Origin of the sequence: Saccharicrinis aurantiacus, from assembly GCF_001660705.2 — a bacterium.
Lineage (GTDB): Bacteria > Bacteroidota > Bacteroidia > Bacteroidales > Marinilabiliaceae > Saccharicrinis > Saccharicrinis aurantiacus.
In genome coordinates this window covers 105,595-125,953 of sequence record NZ_LYBV02000018.1, presented here as the reverse complement: position 1 = coordinate 125,953, position 20,359 = coordinate 105,595, and the positions used below count along the sequence as shown (strand labels likewise).

10 protein-coding genes are annotated in these 20,359 nt (G+C 35.4%); 9 read left to right on the top strand and 1 reads right to left on the bottom strand.

Annotation, left to right across the window (positions count from 1 at the left end; genetic code table 11):
- The first annotated feature begins 216 nt into the window (after window positions 1-216).
- From A8B35_RS07110 to A8B35_RS07100, 3 genes are all read left to right on the top strand, one after another.
- Window positions 217-2,175, top strand: a complete 1,959-nt coding sequence (locus tag A8B35_RS07110) for an AAA family ATPase (protein WP_068471943.1) — start codon at window positions 217-219, stop codon at window positions 2,173-2,175.
- 332 nt (window positions 2,176-2,507) lie between these two features.
- Window positions 2,508-5,168 carry a YfhO family protein gene (locus A8B35_RS07105; protein ID WP_068471940.1) on the top strand — a complete coding sequence of 887 codons (2,661 nt, stop codon included), beginning with the start codon at window positions 2,508-2,510 and terminating at the stop codon, window positions 5,166-5,168.
- Between the two features lie 512 nt (window positions 5,169-5,680).
- A complete protein-coding gene (locus tag A8B35_RS07100) occupies window positions 5,681-6,118 on the top strand; it encodes a hypothetical protein (protein ID WP_075602601.1) in 438 nt (145 codons plus the stop codon).
- Between the two features lie 853 nt (window positions 6,119-6,971).
- Here A8B35_RS07100 and A8B35_RS07095 read toward each other — a convergent pair.
- Complete coding sequence (locus A8B35_RS07095) at window positions 6,972-8,429, bottom strand: alpha/beta hydrolase family protein (RefSeq protein WP_075602600.1); 1,458 nt, start codon at window positions 8,427-8,429, stop codon at window positions 6,972-6,974.
- Window positions 8,430-8,897: 468 nt separating this feature from the next.
- On the opposite strand from A8B35_RS07095, the gene A8B35_RS07090 reads away from it, so the two are divergent.
- From A8B35_RS07090 to A8B35_RS23855, 6 genes are all read left to right on the top strand, one after another.
- Window positions 8,898-10,361, top strand: a complete 1,464-nt coding sequence (locus A8B35_RS07090; protein ID WP_222844112.1) for a sulfatase family protein — start codon at window positions 8,898-8,900, stop codon at window positions 10,359-10,361.
- Window positions 10,362-10,599: 238 nt separating this feature from the next.
- The gene (locus A8B35_RS07085; protein WP_068471936.1) at window positions 10,600-13,194 is read left to right on the top strand and encodes a sialidase family protein; all 2,595 of its coding nucleotides are present in this window, start codon (window positions 10,600-10,602) and stop codon (window positions 13,192-13,194) included.
- Window positions 13,195-13,504: 310 nt separating this feature from the next.
- Window positions 13,505-16,018 (top strand): glycoside hydrolase family 2 TIM barrel-domain containing protein, encoded by a 2,514-nt coding sequence (locus tag A8B35_RS07080; RefSeq protein ID WP_068471935.1) that lies wholly within the window; start codon window positions 13,505-13,507, stop codon window positions 16,016-16,018.
- Window positions 16,019-16,214: 196 nt separating this feature from the next.
- Window positions 16,215-17,582: a family 43 glycosylhydrolase gene (locus tag A8B35_RS07075; protein WP_068471933.1), complete on the top strand. Its 1,368-nt coding sequence runs from the start codon at window positions 16,215-16,217 to the stop codon at window positions 17,580-17,582.
- Between the two features lie 260 nt (window positions 17,583-17,842).
- Complete coding sequence (locus A8B35_RS07070) at window positions 17,843-19,480, top strand: sulfatase-like hydrolase/transferase (RefSeq protein ID WP_083634356.1); 1,638 nt, start codon at window positions 17,843-17,845, stop codon at window positions 19,478-19,480.
- Window positions 19,481-19,910: 430 nt separating this feature from the next.
- Complete coding sequence (locus A8B35_RS23855) at window positions 19,911-20,060, top strand: transposase (RefSeq protein WP_083634357.1); 150 nt, start codon at window positions 19,911-19,913, stop codon at window positions 20,058-20,060.
- The last annotated feature ends 299 nt before the right edge of the window (window positions 20,061-20,359 follow it).

Here is a 20,359-nt window from a genome sequence, read left to right as displayed (position 1 = left end):
CCGTTGCACGGTTGCAGGGAGCTTGCATCAAAATAAGAACCAAAAGCACCTGACCCAAATGAGAAACAAGCCCACATCACTCTTATTTTTAAAGCACTTATAGCGGTAAACGTTTACAAACGTTAACGAAATGTTTATATATTTGGTTTTTGTTAAATATATCACATACTAGTGGGGTATATATAAGTTGTGCATAATTAAAAAAAAACTGACTAAATGATAACTTCTATATTTCTAAGACATTTTAAAATATATAAAGGAATAACTTTTATACCTATTTCAGAAGGTGTTGGATTCTCTAGTTTAATTGGTGAGAATGGTGTTGGGAAAAGTTCTGTTTTGGAAGCTATTGATTATGCCATTAATAAGAAACATAATGATTGGCCTATAAATAATGAAGCTAAAAATGAAGGTGTTGGAGGTAAAAACTTTCCTTATATCGCACCTGTTTTTCTCATAAAAAAAGCTAAACTGCGAAGTGCAAAAACTGCTGACCAAGAGCTATTCAAAAAAGCGGAAAAACTATCTGATTTTATTTGGGAGAATAATTTAAAATCCAAGTCAAAAAGTTCTTCAGAGTTTAATAAGCATAAGAATGAATTAGCAAAATCTTATAATAAAGATGATTACTTTTTATTAATTGTTGGAAAAAAGCATAATAACAATTCTATATATTTTGGCGGGTATCAAACTGAAATTGATTTTATTGGAGCTAACCCATCTATTAAGTCTACTGATGAAGAAATTCAAACTTATTTCAAAGGGTTTTATGATTATATAATTTCTCATTACTCATATCTATACATTCCTGTCGAAACTGATGTATCCACCTACACAAAGCTAGAAACTGTTGAAATGCAGAAGTTAATGGATAAAAACATTCAAGATGAAATAGTGAAGGCTATAAAACCAGGTACATTAAAACAAATAAATAAAGACTTAAATTGTTTTGTAAAAGATGTAGAAAGTATCCTTGAAGAATATGAGTACAAAGGCTATCATAAGAATAGTTTGACAATGCCCGATTTAGTTTCTAAAATAATTGAAGCTTATTTCTCCATTAAAGTTTTAAATAAAAAATCAATATCTGGTAATAAAGTTATTCCTGTAAGTGAATTAAGTTCTGGTGAAAAAAGAAAAGCTCTTGTAGATGTAGCATATTCTTTCCTTTTGAAAAATCATAACGCAGATTCTAATATTATTTTAGCAGTGGACGAGCCTGAGGCTTCATTGCACATATCAGCATGCTATGACCAATTCGAAAAGTTGTTTAGTTTAAGTAAAAACAAACATCAAATATTAGTTTCAACCCATTGGTATGGTTTTTTACCTATTGTACAGAATGGAAGTTCTACTTCTATCCGGAAAAATTCTTCAAATGAAACAACTGCTGATTTTTTCAATCTCTATAATTACCGAGAAACAATAACTCAAGAAAAGAAAAAAACTAAAGGTCCTTTACCAATAGATTATAATATCAAAAGCTATAATGATTTAGTTCAATCCATTCTTTTTTCAATTCTTAAAGACGAGCCATACAATTGGTTAGTTTGTGAAGGTCTTTCTGAAAAAATATATTTTGAAGTTCTTTTTAAAAAGGAAATAGAAGATAAAAAACTAAGGATTTTGCCACTAGGTTCATTCAAAGAGGTGAGAAAATTATATAACAATTTATTATCGCCAATAAAAGACCCTGATTACAAAATTAAAGGAAAAGTTATTTGTCTCATTGATACTGATTCAGAAAGAGTTGATGTTGATTATGAAAATAACAACAAGAACTTATTCTTTTACAGGTTATGGAACAACAAAAAGGATAATTTAAAAACGAACTTGATTGACGTAAACAAAAATTCCATGAATCCTCCTACCGAAATCGAAGATTGTTTAAACCCATATATATACAAACAAACCCTTATGGAGTTTTGTAAAGAGTATTTTACACTTCAAAACATAATAGATAAATGCCCAATAAGAGAAAAGGCTGAAAATTCATATTCGACTTTTGACTTACGCGATAGTGAAAAGGATGACATAAAATCATTCTTTGCAGATAATGAGGGTTATAATAAAATTAGATTCGCTGAGAAATACATAGAAATAGCTCAAAAACCATTCTTTGAAAATGAACCTGAAATGGACTGGATTGGAAAGATTAAAAAACTAATAAACTAGGTATAATCGAGTAGAGCGCTGCTAGGTTCTTAGCCTAGCGGAGCTCCTCTCACAACACGACTTTTTACTGCATAAAAAGTACATACGGTTCTCGTATATGGCGGTTCTTTACATCAAGGGGAACAATGTATTTGTTTTTGGTAGGTAAAGAAGAAGTTATTTTATTTACTAATACGTTATGTAGGTAAACGCTATAACAAGCACCAACAATAATTGCAGCGTATAAGCTGTTGGTTTATATTTGGGAGACTAGAATGATCAAAATTAGCCTATAGTATAGTATTAGAGCGCTTGGCGCTTATATTTAGAAAACAACCCAACAATAATTACAGATGAAAACACTCTTATCAAAAAACGTTCTAATCCATTTGTTAGCCCTATTGGTATTTATAGCTATTAACGGACTATACTTTTATCCTCAAACATTAGGTTATAAATTAAAACAGCACGATTACACTACCTCGATGGGGATGAGTAAAGAATGTCATGACTATAGAAATAAGTTTGATTCAGAGCCATTATGGACAAATTCAATGTTTGGAGGAATGCCAGCTTACCAAATAACAATGAAGAACTCAAGCCCAGTTAATACCATAAAAAATTACGTATTAAAAGTGATTCCGCAACCCATGGGTTATATGTTTCTGCTCATGATAGGTTTTTATATTCTGTTACTCTGTGCAAATGTGCGAAAAGAATTAGCCATAATTGGAGCTATTGCATTTGGCTTATCATCGTATAACATTTTGTATTTAGCAGCTGGCCATAATTCTAAAATACACGCCATCTCGTTTATTGCTCCCATAATTGGTGGTATAGTTTATGCGTATAAAAAGAATTTTAGAATAGGAAGCGCCATTGTAGCTGTATTTATGTGTCTGCATATAACAGCAAACCATCTGCAGATGACATACTACATGTTATACTTGGTTATGGCAATAGCTTTAATTGAATTGTACATTCACCTAAAAAGAAACCTGTTTCCCAAATTCATAAAAGCCTCTTCCTTTTTATTATTGGGTGCAGTTTTGGGTATTATACCGCCTATTGCAAACCTAATTGTTACTAAAGAATATAGTGAGTTTACTACCCGTGGAAAGTCAGAATTAAGTATTCAGAAGGCCCCTGAGAATGCTATAGTAACGAATAATGCATTAGATAAAGATTACATAAAGCAATATAGCTTAGGTTTTGGCGAAGTATGGTCGGTGGCTATACCTAATGTTAAAGGGGGTAAGATGGGATTGCTAGGGCAAGAAAAGGACTTGATTAAAAATGTAAACCCTAACTATCGCAATCAGCTTGCTCAGTTTCCGAAATACTGGGGAGAACAATATGCCACAGGCGGTGCTATATATTTTGGAGCAAGCATATTTATCTTATTTATCTTGGGTGTGTTTTTTATAAAAGATAGGCTAAAGTGGGCTTTTGTAGCAAGCTCCATATTATCAATTGCACTATCATGGAAATATGGTTTATTAACCGATATTTTTATTGAGTACATTCCTCTTTTTAACAAGTTTAGAGATACAAAAATGATGCTCATATTGGTGCAAATTTCATTTGCATTTATTGCGTTTCTGTTTCTAAACCATTTAATAAATAATAAAATAGATAAGAAAAAATTCATCATAGTAAGTGCTTCTGTATCTCTGCTGTTTTTTCTGTTTTATCTACTACCCAATACGTGGTTCAACTTTTTTAATACTAACGAAATCCAGTATTTTAATTCATTAAAACAAAACTATGTCGGTAATTCAAGCTCTTTAAATCAAATAGAAGATTATAAAAGTATAATTTCAGATATCAGGGTTTCTATATTCAAAAAAGATTGCCTCCGAAGCTTACTTTTTATATTGCTTACCTCAGGCATCGTTTATGCATTTATCATTGAGAAAATTAAACGAGTGCATTTATTCCTAATTCTAGGAGTTATAGTAATTGCCGATTTATGGTCTGTTGATAAGCGCTATTTGAACAACGACAAAAATGGTTCGAAATACGAACAATGGGTTGATGCATATAAATATAAAAATCCTTTTACAGCAATTGCGGCCGATCGTTTTATTTTAGAGCAAGAGATAAAAGAGTTTCCAGAACTTAAGGAGCGTATTAATTCCGAATTAAATTCATTGAATAAACCGGCTAACATTAAAGCCGCTGACTGGCAGACAGAACAAGATAAAATTAGCTTCAGAGAATTAAATTTTGCCACTAACTACCGTGTTTTATCATTAAATAATCCATTTAGTGAAAGTAGGACCTCTTATTTCCATAAATCTATAGGTGGATACCACGGCGCTAAACTGAAGATTTATCAAGAGATGATTGAATTCTACATCAGTGATGAAATGGCTTCTATAATAGATGTGTTACAATCAAACCCCACCGATGAAAAGATTGACTCTTTATTTAAATATGAAACCCCAGTTTTAAATATGCTCAATACAAAGTATATTATATATAATAACGATGCACCTCCAATTATCAATCAATATTGTATGGGTAATGCTTGGTTTGCTAATGATATCAAGCTTGTTAACAATGCTGATGAAGAGATTCTTAGTATTAATGAGTTAAATCAAGAACTTGCTGTTGTTCAGAAAAAACAAAGTAGCACAATTAATCAGACCATTAAATCGGATTCAAGCGCACAAATCAGTTTGATAAAATATCTTCCAAACCATTTAACTTATAAGAGTGTATCCAGTGAAAATCAAGTTGCCATATTCTCTGAAATATTCTATAAAGCGGGTTGGAATGCCTATATAAATAACAAACCTGCGGGCTATTTTAAGGCCAATTATTTTTTGCGCGGAATTAATATACCCAAAGGTGACAATATCATAGAGTTTAAATTTACACCTAAATCATATTACCTAGGTCGAAGATTATCAGGTATAGGTTCTGTGCTAATTATTCTATTCATTTTTGGGATAATAGTGTACGAAGTTAAAGCAAGAAAAAGAACAGAAACCCAGGATAATGTGTAATCATATGAACTTTCGTAAATCACATAATCGTTGTAAAAGGCCTCGTTTTTGCCTTTCCAAATCAGCTTACCTACTTCGCTGTTTCGTAAATTTGTTAGTTTATACGATCAAACCTAATTGTTTAGATTTTGGTGATTTAAATAAGGTATACCAAGGCTATATTAAAATAATTTCACATCGTATCGCTGATAATCAGTGTTTTTATAATTAAATCATGAGCCTTCATTGCTACTCTGATGCAAAGTTGCCGCACGGCTGCAGGAAGCTTGCATCAAACAAGACCCAAAGCCTCTGACGCAAATGAGAAACAAGGCCCACATCACTCTTATTTTTAAAGCACTTAATGCGGTAAACGTTTACAAACGTTAACGAAATGTTTATATATTTGGTTTTTGTTAAATATATCCCATACTAGTGGGGTATATAATTAGTTAGGCATTATCTAGTATTGCATAGGTTAAGAAGAACATAAGATAACAGTATAAATGATTTCGATTAAGAAAAACTTACAAATGAATTTTAGGATTAAGCTTGTTATAATAATTGCCTTTCAGACTTTTATGACATTGAATATCCATGCACAAACCAATTTAAGCAAGAGAATTCATGTTATTCGTGAAAGAAGTTTCTTAGGAAGTGGAAATAAAATGGATGTTCAGGTTAATGGAGAATCCGTTTTCAAGTTAAAGAATGGGTGGCATCTTATTATTGATTTGTATAACAAGAATCAAATTGACTTTCAGATTGTTTATCCAGTTATGCAAAGGTTTAAAACTGAAATTGTAAATCTTTTAGATGAGAAAGAGACAGAAGTTTATTTATTAGTTTCATATAAAGGAGCAGGTGAAAATTTTAGAATTCAAATGGAAAGAATAACTTCAAGCTATGGACAAGAATTTCTTGAGAACTCCAAACGATATGCAAAGCGGACCGAAATTGTTGAAATGTAAAAACAATGCCTAATAAATAGGAATATGAGCGGTCCGCAAGACCCAGCGATTATTCCCGGTTGAACTACAACCCGTTTTCAATACTACCAAGTATTTTAATCGGGTTTTAAAGTTCTTTATTAGGTTTTGGGTTTCGTGTTTATTGTATAATTTTCAGATTTACTTTAGCTTTTATAACTACACTCTATCTATCATTCAAAAATACGTTTGGTATAACTTTGCGTGAAATTACATGTCACTCGGCGTAGATTATTACAAAGCCCTTGCGTAATAATTCACGTAAGGGCTGCGTGAGATTTCACGCAAGTAATACCTATTAATTATCAGTATGCTTAGTATATTTTACAAGGGTATTTTACGTAAAAATTAAGTCTGTGTAAATTTCCACACGGGGCCTGTTGAAAAATGCACAGCCCCGTGTGGAAATATTCACACGAGGCCTGTTGAAAAATGCACAGCCCCGTGTGGAAATATTCACACGAGGCTGTGAAAAAACTCACACGGGGCTGTTGAATTTTCCACACATCCTCTACTAACTATTTGCGGTGCAATTCATGATGCTGTTTTAGTTCTGAAATTCGCATACCATCAAGGCTTCCTTCTCATTTAATAAAATCTAGGTTCTGTTGGGTTTTGTAGGTTTTGCCTATTCAAATCAGCCTACATTCTTTATTCGAGCTGTTACTAACAAGGCAAGTATGCATTTTACATTAAATAAATTTAACAGCCAATAAGGCATTTGCCACAGAATATCGTTTTCAGGTATTAAAAGGGTATTATGGTCGCCATTTTTTGGGCATAGAAAATTTCACTGGGAGTTGAGAAAATAACCTTAACTCCCAGTGAATTCCTTTTATTCTCCTAAATATTCCTTCTTCGTAGGAATCCATACACGGTTATATTTTTCAACCCTTTCCATTTCAAAGAATTTACTTTCTGAATTAGAAAGCAATTTGTTAGCACGCTCATTCATGCTTTTTGACGAAGTATCAGGCCATTCGCCCTTGTCAAGTCTTTGCTCCATGGTTTCCAGAGCAGCTAAAAACTCTGATAAGCTAAAGGAACAGTGGCCCCATCTTTCAACAAATGCGCTTCTATAAAAATCGTGGTAACCATTAGCTTTAACCAAGTCTTCATAGCCTTGTGCCATTGATGGATATACCAAACCATCGCCTTTAGTGTGAATGCGTAGTAAGGGTATTTTTGGTTCACCTATGTGTGTTCTTCCGGGGGCACTCCAATATTTCTTAGCAACGGCATCTGCTTCAATTCGAGGGAAAGCATTCACTTTCTTAAGATCATCTTTTAAATTTATACCAGCTTCTTTGTACAATTTATTCACTGCACTTTTATATTTTTCATATCCATTATTATAAAGTTCTTTATAATCAATGCCATCATTTGATTTCAATTGTCCTCCGCCCGATAATTCTAGCATGGTAGTGCCAAATGTACCTTGTGAGGGTAGGAGCATAAATAAGCTATTAAACATACTTTCCTGTAAGGCCAAATAGTCATCTTCATTGGGTGCATCATGCGGTGCTTCCCCAGGTCCACCCCAAGCAGGCCACTGCCCAATTGTTATAGCCAAGGCAATTCGAGCTCTTCCTTCCGGAGTTTTTTGCGCCTCACTTATGGCCTCTTTCCATTTCTTTTCTACTTCTCCAATTTCAGGGTTATATAGTGGTAAATCAATAATTGGCAATTCAGGAGCAATTAAGGCTTTCAATACAAATAAACCGTCTAAGTGCGTATTTGCCATCCAAGGACTTGTAGCACCACAACCGGCAATACCACCATCAAACCTATCCGGATGAATTTCAGCAATAGCCAAAGTAATGGTGCCACCACCAGAGCAACCATATTGAATAGTTCTTCCTGGTTTACCAAAAGTTGCTTCAAAAATATCTAATACAGAAATGATATCGTGTATTTCGTGAGCCGGATCATAATTACTTAACCTGCCCGGACGTCTTTTGGTACCCGACATGGCATAGCCTTTTTCAAGTAGGTATAAATATTTTTTAGAGTTGGCAGCATCGTAATAATCCAAATCGCTAATTAATGTGCCATTCCAGTTTTTAGGCACGCGTATCTTATATTTTGTATTTCTAATGGGAATTACGTCTTCAATTTCTACATAGGTATCCTTTGAAATAAGGTTGGTTTCAGTTTCTGATAAATCAGGAATGTGCCAATTGGGGCTTTCTTCTTTTTTTTGAGCAGATATATTCGAGTAAGTAATAATATATATCAATAAAAGTAAAATACCGCGGTTTGGGATAGTGATAGATAGTAGCTTCTTGTTCATTAGTGAAAATTATTGTTTAGTAAATAAATCGCTTGTAAAAGTAACTTGCAATTACACCGTTTTGTAGTAAAAATATATTAAAGAGTAATGATAAGATGAGTTTTACATAAGAAGTTGTTTAAGGTTGTCTGGAAATTTCGAGAGTGACATATTGCTTTCAGTGACAAGACTCAATTTTTCTTGCATAGCCTTAGTTACGGAATAAAAATTAGCCGAAGTCAATGAAACGAGAGTTCTATGAGACAAAATAAAATACATGTTTCAATCTCATAAAATTAAGATGCTACTCGCAGTTTTTCAGCACGACTTTCAACAACTTCTAAGTAAAATAGGTGAATTTAAACCATTAATCAGGGGTAATTTTATGAAAAATAGGAATGTCTAGTTATTGATGTGTTTTAAAAAATAGGATTCTTAATTATAAGGATAAATTCGCAAGCATTGATCAATATTTAAAACTGATATTTTATGAATAAATTATTGAATTTAAACCTTTGGCGTGGTTACTTAGCTGTGGCTCTTTTTGCTATGGCAGCCTTAAGTTGTACAAACCATACAAAACCTAACAAAGAAACAATTGCTAAGAAACCCAATGTGGTTATTATTTTGGCTGATGATTTAGGATGGGGAGATGTTGGCTTCAATGGTTGTACCGATATACCAACACCAAACTTAGATGCCTTAGCCAGTGATGGTGTAATTTTCACATCAGGTTATGCCTCGCATTCTTATTGCGGTCCCAGTAGATCAGGATTACTTACGGGTAAGTACCAGGCGCGTTTTGGTTGCGGTAACAACCTTAGTAAAGATCTTGATGGACCTCAAGGTTTACCAACCAATGAAACTTTTATTTCAAATGTATTAAAAGAGGATGGTTATAATACCTGCGCCATAGGGAAATGGCATTTGGGCGATAGTATTCAGTTTTGGCCTACTCAAAGAGGTTTCGACGATTGGTATGGTTTTACCGGAGGTGCTCGAAATTATTGGGGACAAAGTTGGGATAAAAAGTCATTACCATGGCATCTGATTCGACGTAATGGAGAGCCAGTTCCATTGGAAGAGCAGGGTTATTTAACTGATGACTTTACAAATGAAGCCATTAATTATATTGATGACTATACAAAAAGTGATAAGCCATTTTTTATGTACTTAGCATACAATGCACCCCATGCACCTATCCAGGCTACCAAGGAATATTTGAATAAAACCGAACATATTGAAAATGGAAAACGTGCAGCATATGGCGGTTTAGTTGTAGGTATGGATGAGGGTATTGGTAAGGTAATTGCCAAACTTAAAGAAGCTGGGGAGTATGAAAATACGTTATTCTTTTTTTATAGTGATAATGGTGGCCACGGTTCTGGTACTCGTCAAGAACCCTATAGAGGGCGAAAAGGGAATTTATTTGAAGGAGGTATTAGGGTTCCGTTTTTAATGACATGGCCTGCTGGTTTAAAAGGAGGAAAGCAATATCATAAGCCAATTGTAGCTTACGATATATTCACAACTATTTTAGGAGCTACTCAAATTAATTATAGCAAGAGTGCTGATTTAGATGGCACCAATTTATTACCTTATGTGAAAGGAAAAGTAAACAATGAACCACACGATAAAATATTTTGGCGTTATTCTGATGGTTTAGGATATGCAGTGCGTAAAGGCGATTACAAACTGGTTAAAGAAGAGGTTCGTCAGGAGTTGTTCTTATTTAATATGAAAACAGATTCTTTAGAGCAATTTAATTTAGCTGCAGCGATGCCTGAGAAATTGAATGAACTTAAAGCAGATTATACAGAATGGAATAAAGGGAATATAAATAACCTTTGGCCCGATGCCCATCCTGAGCATGTATATAAAGAAAAAGCGATTCGTGAGAGAGCCATAAAGGCGGCTTGTGGTGGCGAAAATAAAAAGCCAAATCAATATTAATTTCATAGCGAAAAGCCTACAATCAGGGTAAGTTTTTATAGCTCCATGTTTCAAGGTTCATTTACCCTCTATTTGACATTATAAAATTACCCCATTGTGGTGATTGTATAGTTTTTTGTGATTAAATATGAATGCCTCAGGTGGTTGCAGAGTCAATTATTTGAGGCATTTTGCATACCGATAAATCGTAATTTCTGTGCCATGTTAGAATGGTACATTTTTAAACCTTATAATTAGTATGGTAATAAAAAAAGGAATATTCACATTGTTTGCAGCTGTCCTTATGGTGTCTCAGCTTTATGCGAAGGATAAGGATAAGTTTTTTAAGAGAGTAAGAACAGAGAGAGTTACTTCAGAGCAATCCATCGAATGGAAGCAATTTGGACCAGGGATGTCTGGTTATAACGAAGAGTTTTGGTGTCACCCTACAGATCCAAATGTTATGTTTATGGGGCCAGATATGCATGTTGCATATGGTAGTTGGGATGATGGTAAATCGTGGCATAGCATTAAAGATTATGATGGAGATGGAAAGGACTTGGAGCGGGTACATGATATTGTATTTTCAACTCAAAATCCTGATTTTGGTTTGGCCCTAGAACGTAGAGGCAAAATTTTTGAAACCAATGATAGAGGTCGTTCATGGGAATTGGTTCATACCATTAAAGGAGCAAAAAAATCGAGCTATAATGCGCACACTAAAATGGCTATTCATCCTACAAACGATGATATTTGGTTTGTTGGTGCAGGCGATTTCTGGAATGTAAAATCTAACCACCGTTCACAAGAGTTTATACATGGTAAAAAAGACAAAAGAGCCCAATATGGTTATGTGCTCAAAACTACTGATCATGGTAAAACATTTAAAAAAGTAGCTACTAACATTTCGCCCGATTTAGATGTGGCGCGTATAATAATTAATCCGGCTAAGCCAAAGCAAATGTTTATTGCCACCAATTATGGTGTGTTTGTAAGCAACGATACCGGCGAATCGTGGAAATCGGCAGGTAAAGGTTTACCCAATAATTTACCACGAGATATGGCTTCTTATTACAATCCAAAAACAAAGGAGTTTGTATTATATGTGGTTGAGCAAACTGTTTATGAGCCTAATGGAAAGAGTATAAATACAAAAGGAGGTGTATATAAAACTACCAATGGTGCAAAAAGTTGGGAAAGTATCACAGGTAATTTAGGGGTCGATTTTAATCAAATTAAAGACCAGTATCACCGTGGTAATTATCACAAGGTGTTGAGCTATTGGTTTGGTGTAAAATCAAAGCAAGTATATCCTGAGTTTCCTAAAAATACCTATTCTATCTTTAACAGGATGGTGGTTAATCCTACTAATAAGGATGAGATTTATTTAGTGGCCAATCAGCGTCACGATAAAAGTTTTGGCCCTGGCGATGCTTGGAAAACAGAAGATGGTGGTAAAACTTGGAAAATAGTGGCACGTGCCGGAACCTATTGGATTAACGGTAAGGATAATGCTTACTGGGAAAGCAAGGGTATGGAAACAGGAGCAAATGTTGAGTTTGCGCATGTACGGGCAGCCAACGATCAATTGCACGAAATCAGATTTGGTAGCCGTTCTTTAGCCATAACGTGTAAAGGAGATGTGTTTATTGGTGTTCAGCAACAAACGCAGCGAACTAGCGATGGTGGAAAATCATGGCAGCAGGTTGACGACTACGAAACAGCTCCAGGCAGTAATGCATGGGTTGGCCGCGGCGATAGTGATTTACCCGGGCGTTTTATGTTATTAGAAACGGGTATTAAAGAAAGATATATTCTTTGTTCGGGAGAGCATGGCTTATTTGAGACTGCTCCTTTGGGCAATTATCCCGATAAGGATGCCGTTGCTGTAAGGCAAATAGAAGGTCAGGTGCACGATGTTGATGGTAACCACGGGTTACATTCTGCTTCTACAGTGGCAGTGCATCCAAACGATCCTAAAATTATTTATACCATTGGATGGCGACAAGAGCACCGTGGTAAAATGCGCAGATCAACGGATGGTGGAAAAACATGGGAGAATATCTCAACTATTTTTGTAGGTAAAAACGGATCTTGGCAAGGAATTGCAACGCAAGCATCCTTATTAATTGATCCTAATAATCCGGATAATATGTACTTCTGTACTATCCGAAAAGCCATACAAGAAGTAGGACAATCGGCCAAGGAAAGCGTAATGTCTAAAGGAGCTTATGGGGTTTATTATTCGCCTGATGGGGGTTATACCTGGAAACTACAGAATAGCGGCTTGCCTGAGAAATGTAGTGTACGTCGTTTAACAATGGATCCAAAAAATCCAGAAATAATTTACGCTTCATTGAATAACTTCAATGGCAAAGAACCTTCAGGATTGTACGTTTCTAAAAATAAAACCAAGACTTGGGAAAAAGTAAATATCCCAGCAGATATACAAGGGGTTAATAATTTATTTATTGATAGAAATAACCACGACATGTTTATTTCTTGTGGTTACAGAGGTGGCGAATTGCATACAGGAGGAGTATATAAAAGTACAAACAATGGTAAAACTTGGAAGAAGTTTTTTGATGCCCCATATGTTTGGCAAACAGAAGTATCTCCGTTAAATTCTGATATTATTACCGTAATTGTACCAGCACAAGCCGGTGATAAACTAAAGCAGTTTAAAAATCCAGGTTTATACCTTTCATTAGATGGAGGCACTAGTTGGAAAAAAATTAATAAAGGTATTGGTCAGCCAGATAAAATGACAGACTTTAAGCCCGATCCGTACAACGAAAAAATACTATGGTCGGCAGCTTGGGGAAGCGGTTGGTATAAAGCCATATTAAAATAAGAAACTTAGGTATAGGTGATAACTTGCTTTAAGTTAAGCAAGCTGTTAATCATCATTAATAATTAGAATTAAGAGGCACCTTGAGATTCCTTCGTACCTCGGAATGACGAGGTGCTTCTTTAATGATTACCTGCTTACCTACAGTATTGCGTCATCATGATGCAAGAAGTGATCTTAGGCGGTACCAATAATTCCCTTTTAGGGCATTGAGAACAAAATGTTAAATCTATATCAATAATTGATACTTGTCTGCCTACAGGCAGGATTAACCACTAGCCATTCAAAAAAGTAATACAAACAAATAATAACGATGAAAAAAACAATTTTAACTCTAATGTGCATTTGTATGCTGCAAGTATCCATGCATACAAAAGCGCAACAACACACAAAAGATTTCAATTTTAATTGGAAGTTCACTCTTTTAGAGGATACAAAAGTACCAACTTCACTACCATTAAATGATAGTGATTGGCGCGATGTTCGTCTGCCGCACGATTGGAGTGTAGAATTCTCCTTCGATGAAAAATTGGAAGGCTGTACAGGCTACTTGCCTGGTGGAGTAGGAGTGTATCAAAAGCATTTTAAAACTCCAAAAAATCAGAATAAAAAATCAACCTTCGTGCTATTTGATGGTGTTTATAACAATGCCACATTCTGGATAAACGGAAAGCGACTGGGCGAAAATCCGTACGGGTATTCTCCTGTGTATTTCGATTTAACACCGTATTTAAATAAAAACTCAGCTGATAATATTATCACAGTTCATGTTGATCACTCTCGCTATGCCGATAGCCGTTGGTATACAGGAAGCGGAATTTATCGTAATGTTAAACTAATCACAGTCGATAAATTACACATTCCTATTTGGGGAACCTTTGTTACAACACCCGAGGTGAGTGCCGAAAAGGCAAGTGTATCTATTCAGTCACAAGTGATTAATACCCGCGATAAGTCAAGCGAGTTTGTATTAGTATCCGAAGTAATTGATGCCAATGGTAAAATAGTTGGTTCTTCTGATTCTGATCTTAAATTAGAAAGTGGCAAGGAAACTACTATCACTCAAAATGTACAAGTGATGAACCCTAAGCTTTGGGATACGGAAAATCCGAATATGTATAAGGTAATCACTAAGCTAAAGCAGAAAAATAAAGTGCTAAATACTTACACCACACCTTTTGGTATCCGAAGTATTCGATTCGATAAAGATCACGGCTTTTTCTTAAATGAAAAGTCTACTTACGTTAAGGGAGTTTGTCTCCATCACGATGGCGGATTGGTAGGAGCTGCAGTTCCTGATGGTGTTTGGCGTCGCAGATTGCAATTGCTTAAGGATGCAGGTGTTAATGCCATACGTACCTCGCACAATCCTTTCTCGGCCGATTTCTTAGATATTTGTGATGAAATGGGATTCTTGGTTCAGAACGAAATATTCGACGAAATGGATAACCCTAAAGACAAGCAATTCAACCTTAACGAGCGATCGGTTAAATACATTACCCGAGGGTATACAGAGCATTTTCAGCAATGGGGAAAGAGCGATTTAACCAGAACAATCCTTCGCGATAGAAACCATCCTTCGGTATTTCAGTGGAGTATTGGTAATGAAATAGAGTGGACTTATGAGCACTATAAACATGTGAGTGGTTTATGGGATCCAGAATCAAAAGGAGGTTATTGGAATAAGATACCTGAAATTTCTGCCGATGAAATGAAAGCACGTTACGAGGCTTTACCCGATAGAAAATATAAACTAGCAGAAACCGCAGAACGCCTTGCTAAATGGGTTAAAGATTTAGATACTACACGTGCAGTAACGGCTAATTTAATTATACCAGTAGCCAGTTGTGCCTCGGGATATGCCGGTGCGCTCGATGTGGTTGGTTTTAGTTATCAAATTGCCCAGTACGATTGGTGTAAGAAAAATTATCCTGATATGTTATTTACGGGTAACGAAAATACAGGTTTACTAAGTGAGTGGAATTCAATTATTGAAAATCCTATGGTTTTTAGTATGTACATGTGGACTGGAATTGATTACATGGGCGAAGCAAACCAAAAATGGCCTCAAAAGGGTTGGGATGGTGATATGCTCGATTTTGCCGGATTTAAAAAACAAAAGTGGAACTACTTTAAAAGCATTTGGATAAATCAGCCCCATATTTCTATAGGTACAAAACCGGTTGAAGGCTCATTATTTAAAATTGATGAATTGAGTGGTAAACCGGTAGCTAAAAACAAAAAGGCCATGAGCTGGGATAATTCTAACATGCATTGGAATTATCAGGATAGCGAAATGGTATTGGTTGAGGTTTGTTCTAATCTTCCTGTAGTTGAGCTTTTCTTAAACGGTGTTTCATTGGGTTGCAGAGGACTTTCAGAATGTCCTGATCGCATTTTTAGATGGGCAGTGCCTTATCAAGCAGGTACCATTACTGCTAAAGCAGGATTTGATGGAGCTAGAGTAAAAGCCGAATTAAAAACAACGGGTAAGCCGGTAGCTATTGAATTTACAAGCGATAAATCATCGCTTAAGGCGGATGCCTATGATGTAGCACATTTAATAGCTCAATTGGTTGATAAAGATGGTAATCCTGTTAAAACAGAAGAAACTGAAATTGTTTTTGAGATTGATGGTGATGTACGATTATTAGGTGTAGATAATGGCTCAAAATCGAGTACACAGGATTTTCAGTCGGATAGAGTAGTCACTAACGAAGGACATTGTTTGGCTCTTGTTCAATCGAATAAGACAGCAGGAACAGTTACCATAAAAGCATCCGCAAAAGGCTTAGAAACACAAACCTTAACTATTAAACTAGAGTAGAGAATAATTATATAATGGTTAAATATGGTTGACTTCATAGCCATGGAATTATAATGAATCTTATTTAATTGTTACACTCCCTTGGCGAAGGGGTTGTGTAATAGTTATTAGAATCTAGAATAATTCAACGTGATTTCTTTTGATAGTCTAAATATTAATCTGAAAGTCACTTTAGTAGAAATTATAAAAAAATCACATGAAATTAAAATACATATCCCTAATTATGGGAATTGCTCTTTTCAGTTGTTCTGCACCAAAGCCTAAGGAAAGCAAGCAAGAAGAAAAAATAGAAGCGATTAGTGTTGACGTAATAGTGCCAGAGCATGGAATGGCCGATCCACATGCTTGGGTTGAGAACGATACGGTTTATATTATTTGTGGTCATGATGAATCATGGGAAGGCAAAGGATCTTTCCGCATGGATAGGTGGGAGGTGTGGTCAACCACTGATTTAGTCAACTGGGAGCATCGTAGAAATATTTTACCCTCGCAATCATATATTGGCGATAAACCAAATTGTTGGGCAGGCGATGTATGTGAGCGCGATGGTAAGTACTATTGGTTCTTTTCTAACAGAAATATCGATACAGGTGTTATGGTGGCCGATGAAATAACTGGCGAGTACCGCGATTTATTAGGAGAACCCTTATTACCAAAGGGCATTGTTCCAGTGCACCCTTACGATCCTGAAATTTATATTGAGGATGAGGTATATACCATATGTTTTGGTGTAAATACTTATTACATGTCTACTTTGGCAAAGGATATGAAATCATTAGAAACAGAACCTAAGGCCATTAAAATTATTGATGAAGCAGGTAACAAAGTAAGTGCCGAAGATAAGCCTACTTTATTTAAACGTAATGATTGGTATTATTTAGTTTTTGGTAGCCGATATGCCATGTCGAAAAATTTATACGGGCCCTACACTTTTAAAGGAGCTTTTTTATCAGGCGGGCATACTAGTTTCTTCGATTGGAAAGGGCAGAAGTACGTACTACAAGAGAATCATGATATTAGTGCTTTTTATCGTGGAGCTAGTTTAAAGCCGGTCTTCTTTAATAAGGATGAAACTATTCTTATTCCAGAAGATGATAGGATGTATCCTGCTCCGGGGCGACCATTTGAATTTAAAAATAGTACCATGGGCTGGAAGGGGCTAGAAGGTGTAAGTTTAGCTTATTCTAATGGAACACTATCGGGCAAAGTATCTGCTGAAAATGCCATTATTCAGAGTGCTCCGTGGTTATTTACCGATTCTAAATTATGTACAAAGGTAAGTTTTAAGATAAAAAATAGTAGTGCTGCATCTGAAATGAAATTCTCAATATTCAGTCGTAATATGATAGGCAATTTTTGGCAAGAACAAACTGGACAAGTGGACTGGAGCAAACAAGAGTGGATTAGTATTCCCATCTCGAAAGAGGATGCTGAATTTAAAACTTATACCATTGAGTTATCTCAATTCGCAAATATTAACGATCGTATTATGCAAATAGCATTGCAGCCTTTAGCGAATAGCGCAAACGGATCGTGGTCTATTGCTGAGGTAATTATTTTTTAGCAGCTTAAATTGCACCTTGCTGTAAGCGATTAATGCAACCTTTGCGTTATCAATAATATTGGTAATTGCATTTCATAAACTCCCGAATCAGAATTCATTCTGTTCGGGAGTTTTTTAATAATAAGTGTACTCCTTAATAAGTCCAAGTTAGTTTCTACCAAAACCGCCTCTATTTACAGTCATTACTACCCGAACAAAGCCCTTTTTACTCCATATTTTACAAAGGATATTTCGGATACAAACAACTAATTAATTTAAGTATGATTCATACTAGATCTTTACTGCTATTATTGGTGGTATTTACTCTAATGCCAACTTCTCTTTTAGCCAAAAAGAAACCCAATGTTATTATCTTCTTTGCTGATGATATAAGCGCTCGCGAATTACCTATTTATGGTTCTTCGGTATGGAGCAAACCACCCCAAGGTGGCAATACCAGCGATCCTCAATACAGAGCATCAACACCCGTTTTAGATAAAATGGCAAACCAAGGCGTTGTAATAAAAGATGCTTGGTCGGCAACCATATGTATGCCAGCACGAGCCATGATGATGTCAGGTCGATATGCACATTTACACAAATGGTGGCATAATAAAGACAAAGGTAAATATACCAACGAGTCAGGTAAAAAGGAATCGGTTCCGGTTTACATTAGTTCACCACATACCATTGCACATGTTGCTAAGGCAGGTGGTTACGCTTCTATATGGGCCGGTAAAACCCAAATGGGCGGAGTTAATCAATTCGGATTTGATGAGGGAGTATTTACTCCAGGAGGGCAAACGCAGCGCGAATGTCTTAAAAACAAGTATACCGATTTTAAAATTGTACAAAAAAAGGTGAACGGCAAACGAGTACTAATTAATGAGGATACAGGCGATGAGGTAAACTATTATCAACAATTCGGTTGGTACTGGAAACCTCATGTTCAGTTAATGAATCATCCAGATAGTAAAACCAAATTTGAATGGTGGCCCAATACCCCTAAATCCAGAAAAGAATACGGTTTACATACCTATGGTCCTGATGTGGAGCTCGACTTTGTATTTGATTTTATGGATAGAAAACATAAGCAGGAAGAACCATTTTTTGTGTATCATACCACACACCTCGGTCACGATGGATGGGATTTCTTCAGCAGTGATATAAATAAAGAAACCCGTAATAAATGGCCTGCAACCCCAAAGGTGAAATGGGAAAATAATAAGTATACCCGCACGCAACCTAAGATAACGGGCGATAATGGTGACTACAATACCCATGGAACCATTAGTGAGCCGGGTATACACTCGCACATCAATTATATCGATTATCAAGTTTGGTTATATATGCAGAAGCTTGAAGAAATGGGTGAGGCCAACAATACCGTATTCATTTTTTGTGCCGATAATGGTACTAGTGGATATGGAAAAAACAGTCCGGCTGTTCAAAAAGGGGTGCATGTGCCTATGATAATTTATGCACCATGTTTAGATATGACGAAAGAGGGCATGCAAGATATTGTTGCCAATACAGCAGATATATACTCAACTGTAGCCGAAGTGATGGGAGTTCAAATTCCGGATAGTTACGAGGTGAATGGAGTTAGCCTGATACCATATTTAACTACTAATAAAAAGGAGCACCGCCAATGGGTTTACTCTTACCATCAGGATAAACAATTAATACGTGGTAAATATGTATTGATTGATGGTGTAGGCAGAACTTATGATGTTACGGCTCAGCCCGATGATTTAATTAGCTATCCGCAAATTACCGATTGGAGCAAGTTTAGCGAAAACCATATGAATGAGAATAAAAAGCTGCAGAAAATACTACCTAGGTTTAATGTTCACGATATTGAACATGGTGAGCCCAAAGGAGGCTTTAAAACCCCAGAACCACTGCGTAAACTATAGTTTAGAAAGGTGTATTTTCTACCTTCAACAAAGAAAATATTAATAGATCCAGAGGGATGTGCATTTTTAATAATGTCATCCCTCTTTGTTTTTAGTCATATCTTAAAATATTGCTATAAGTGAGTGTAAATCAACATTATTTAACTCATAGTTGCTAATAACCTTAGGTTAAATATATTTTTCCGGTATATTCTAATATAGAAGCTGTTTAAAGATGTATTGAAATACTACGAGTACCATCTTGATTTTATTGACTGTTTCTTCTGCTTGTATAAGCTATGCATTTTAATGCAAGACTTTAGCTTCTAAAAATCCTTATTTTTATTCTATGAAGTATTTGCTAAAAGGTTCTCATAGTGTATATCAATTAACAGCACATATTGTTTTTGCTACAAAATATCGTTTTCAAGTATTAATAGGCGATAAATAAATACGCTGTAGCGATGAAATAAAAATAGTATGTGATATTCTTGATGTCAATATACTAAAGGGAGATGTAAGCAAGGATCATGTTCATCTACATATTAGCTATGCGCCAAAACTGTCAATTTGTGATTTTGTAAAACGAGTTAAAGAGTGAAATTTTAGTTTCTATTTTTAGTCAGATATCCGCTGATATAAATGATTTTAGTCGTAAAGGAAACCTATGGACTTCCAGTCCATAGTAGTTTAGTTATTTTTTATCCCGAAGCAAATACTATGCGAGAAAAACTAAGCTGTATTACTGATAATCAATGTGTCACTCTCGAAACCCCTTACAACTCTATACAACTTCATCTAGTTAGATAGCAATTGTAATAAATTGTTGAACTATAGTACTGATTTAACAAAATGTAATCGGATGCATTTTCATCATTGTACTATGTTAAAATAGATCAA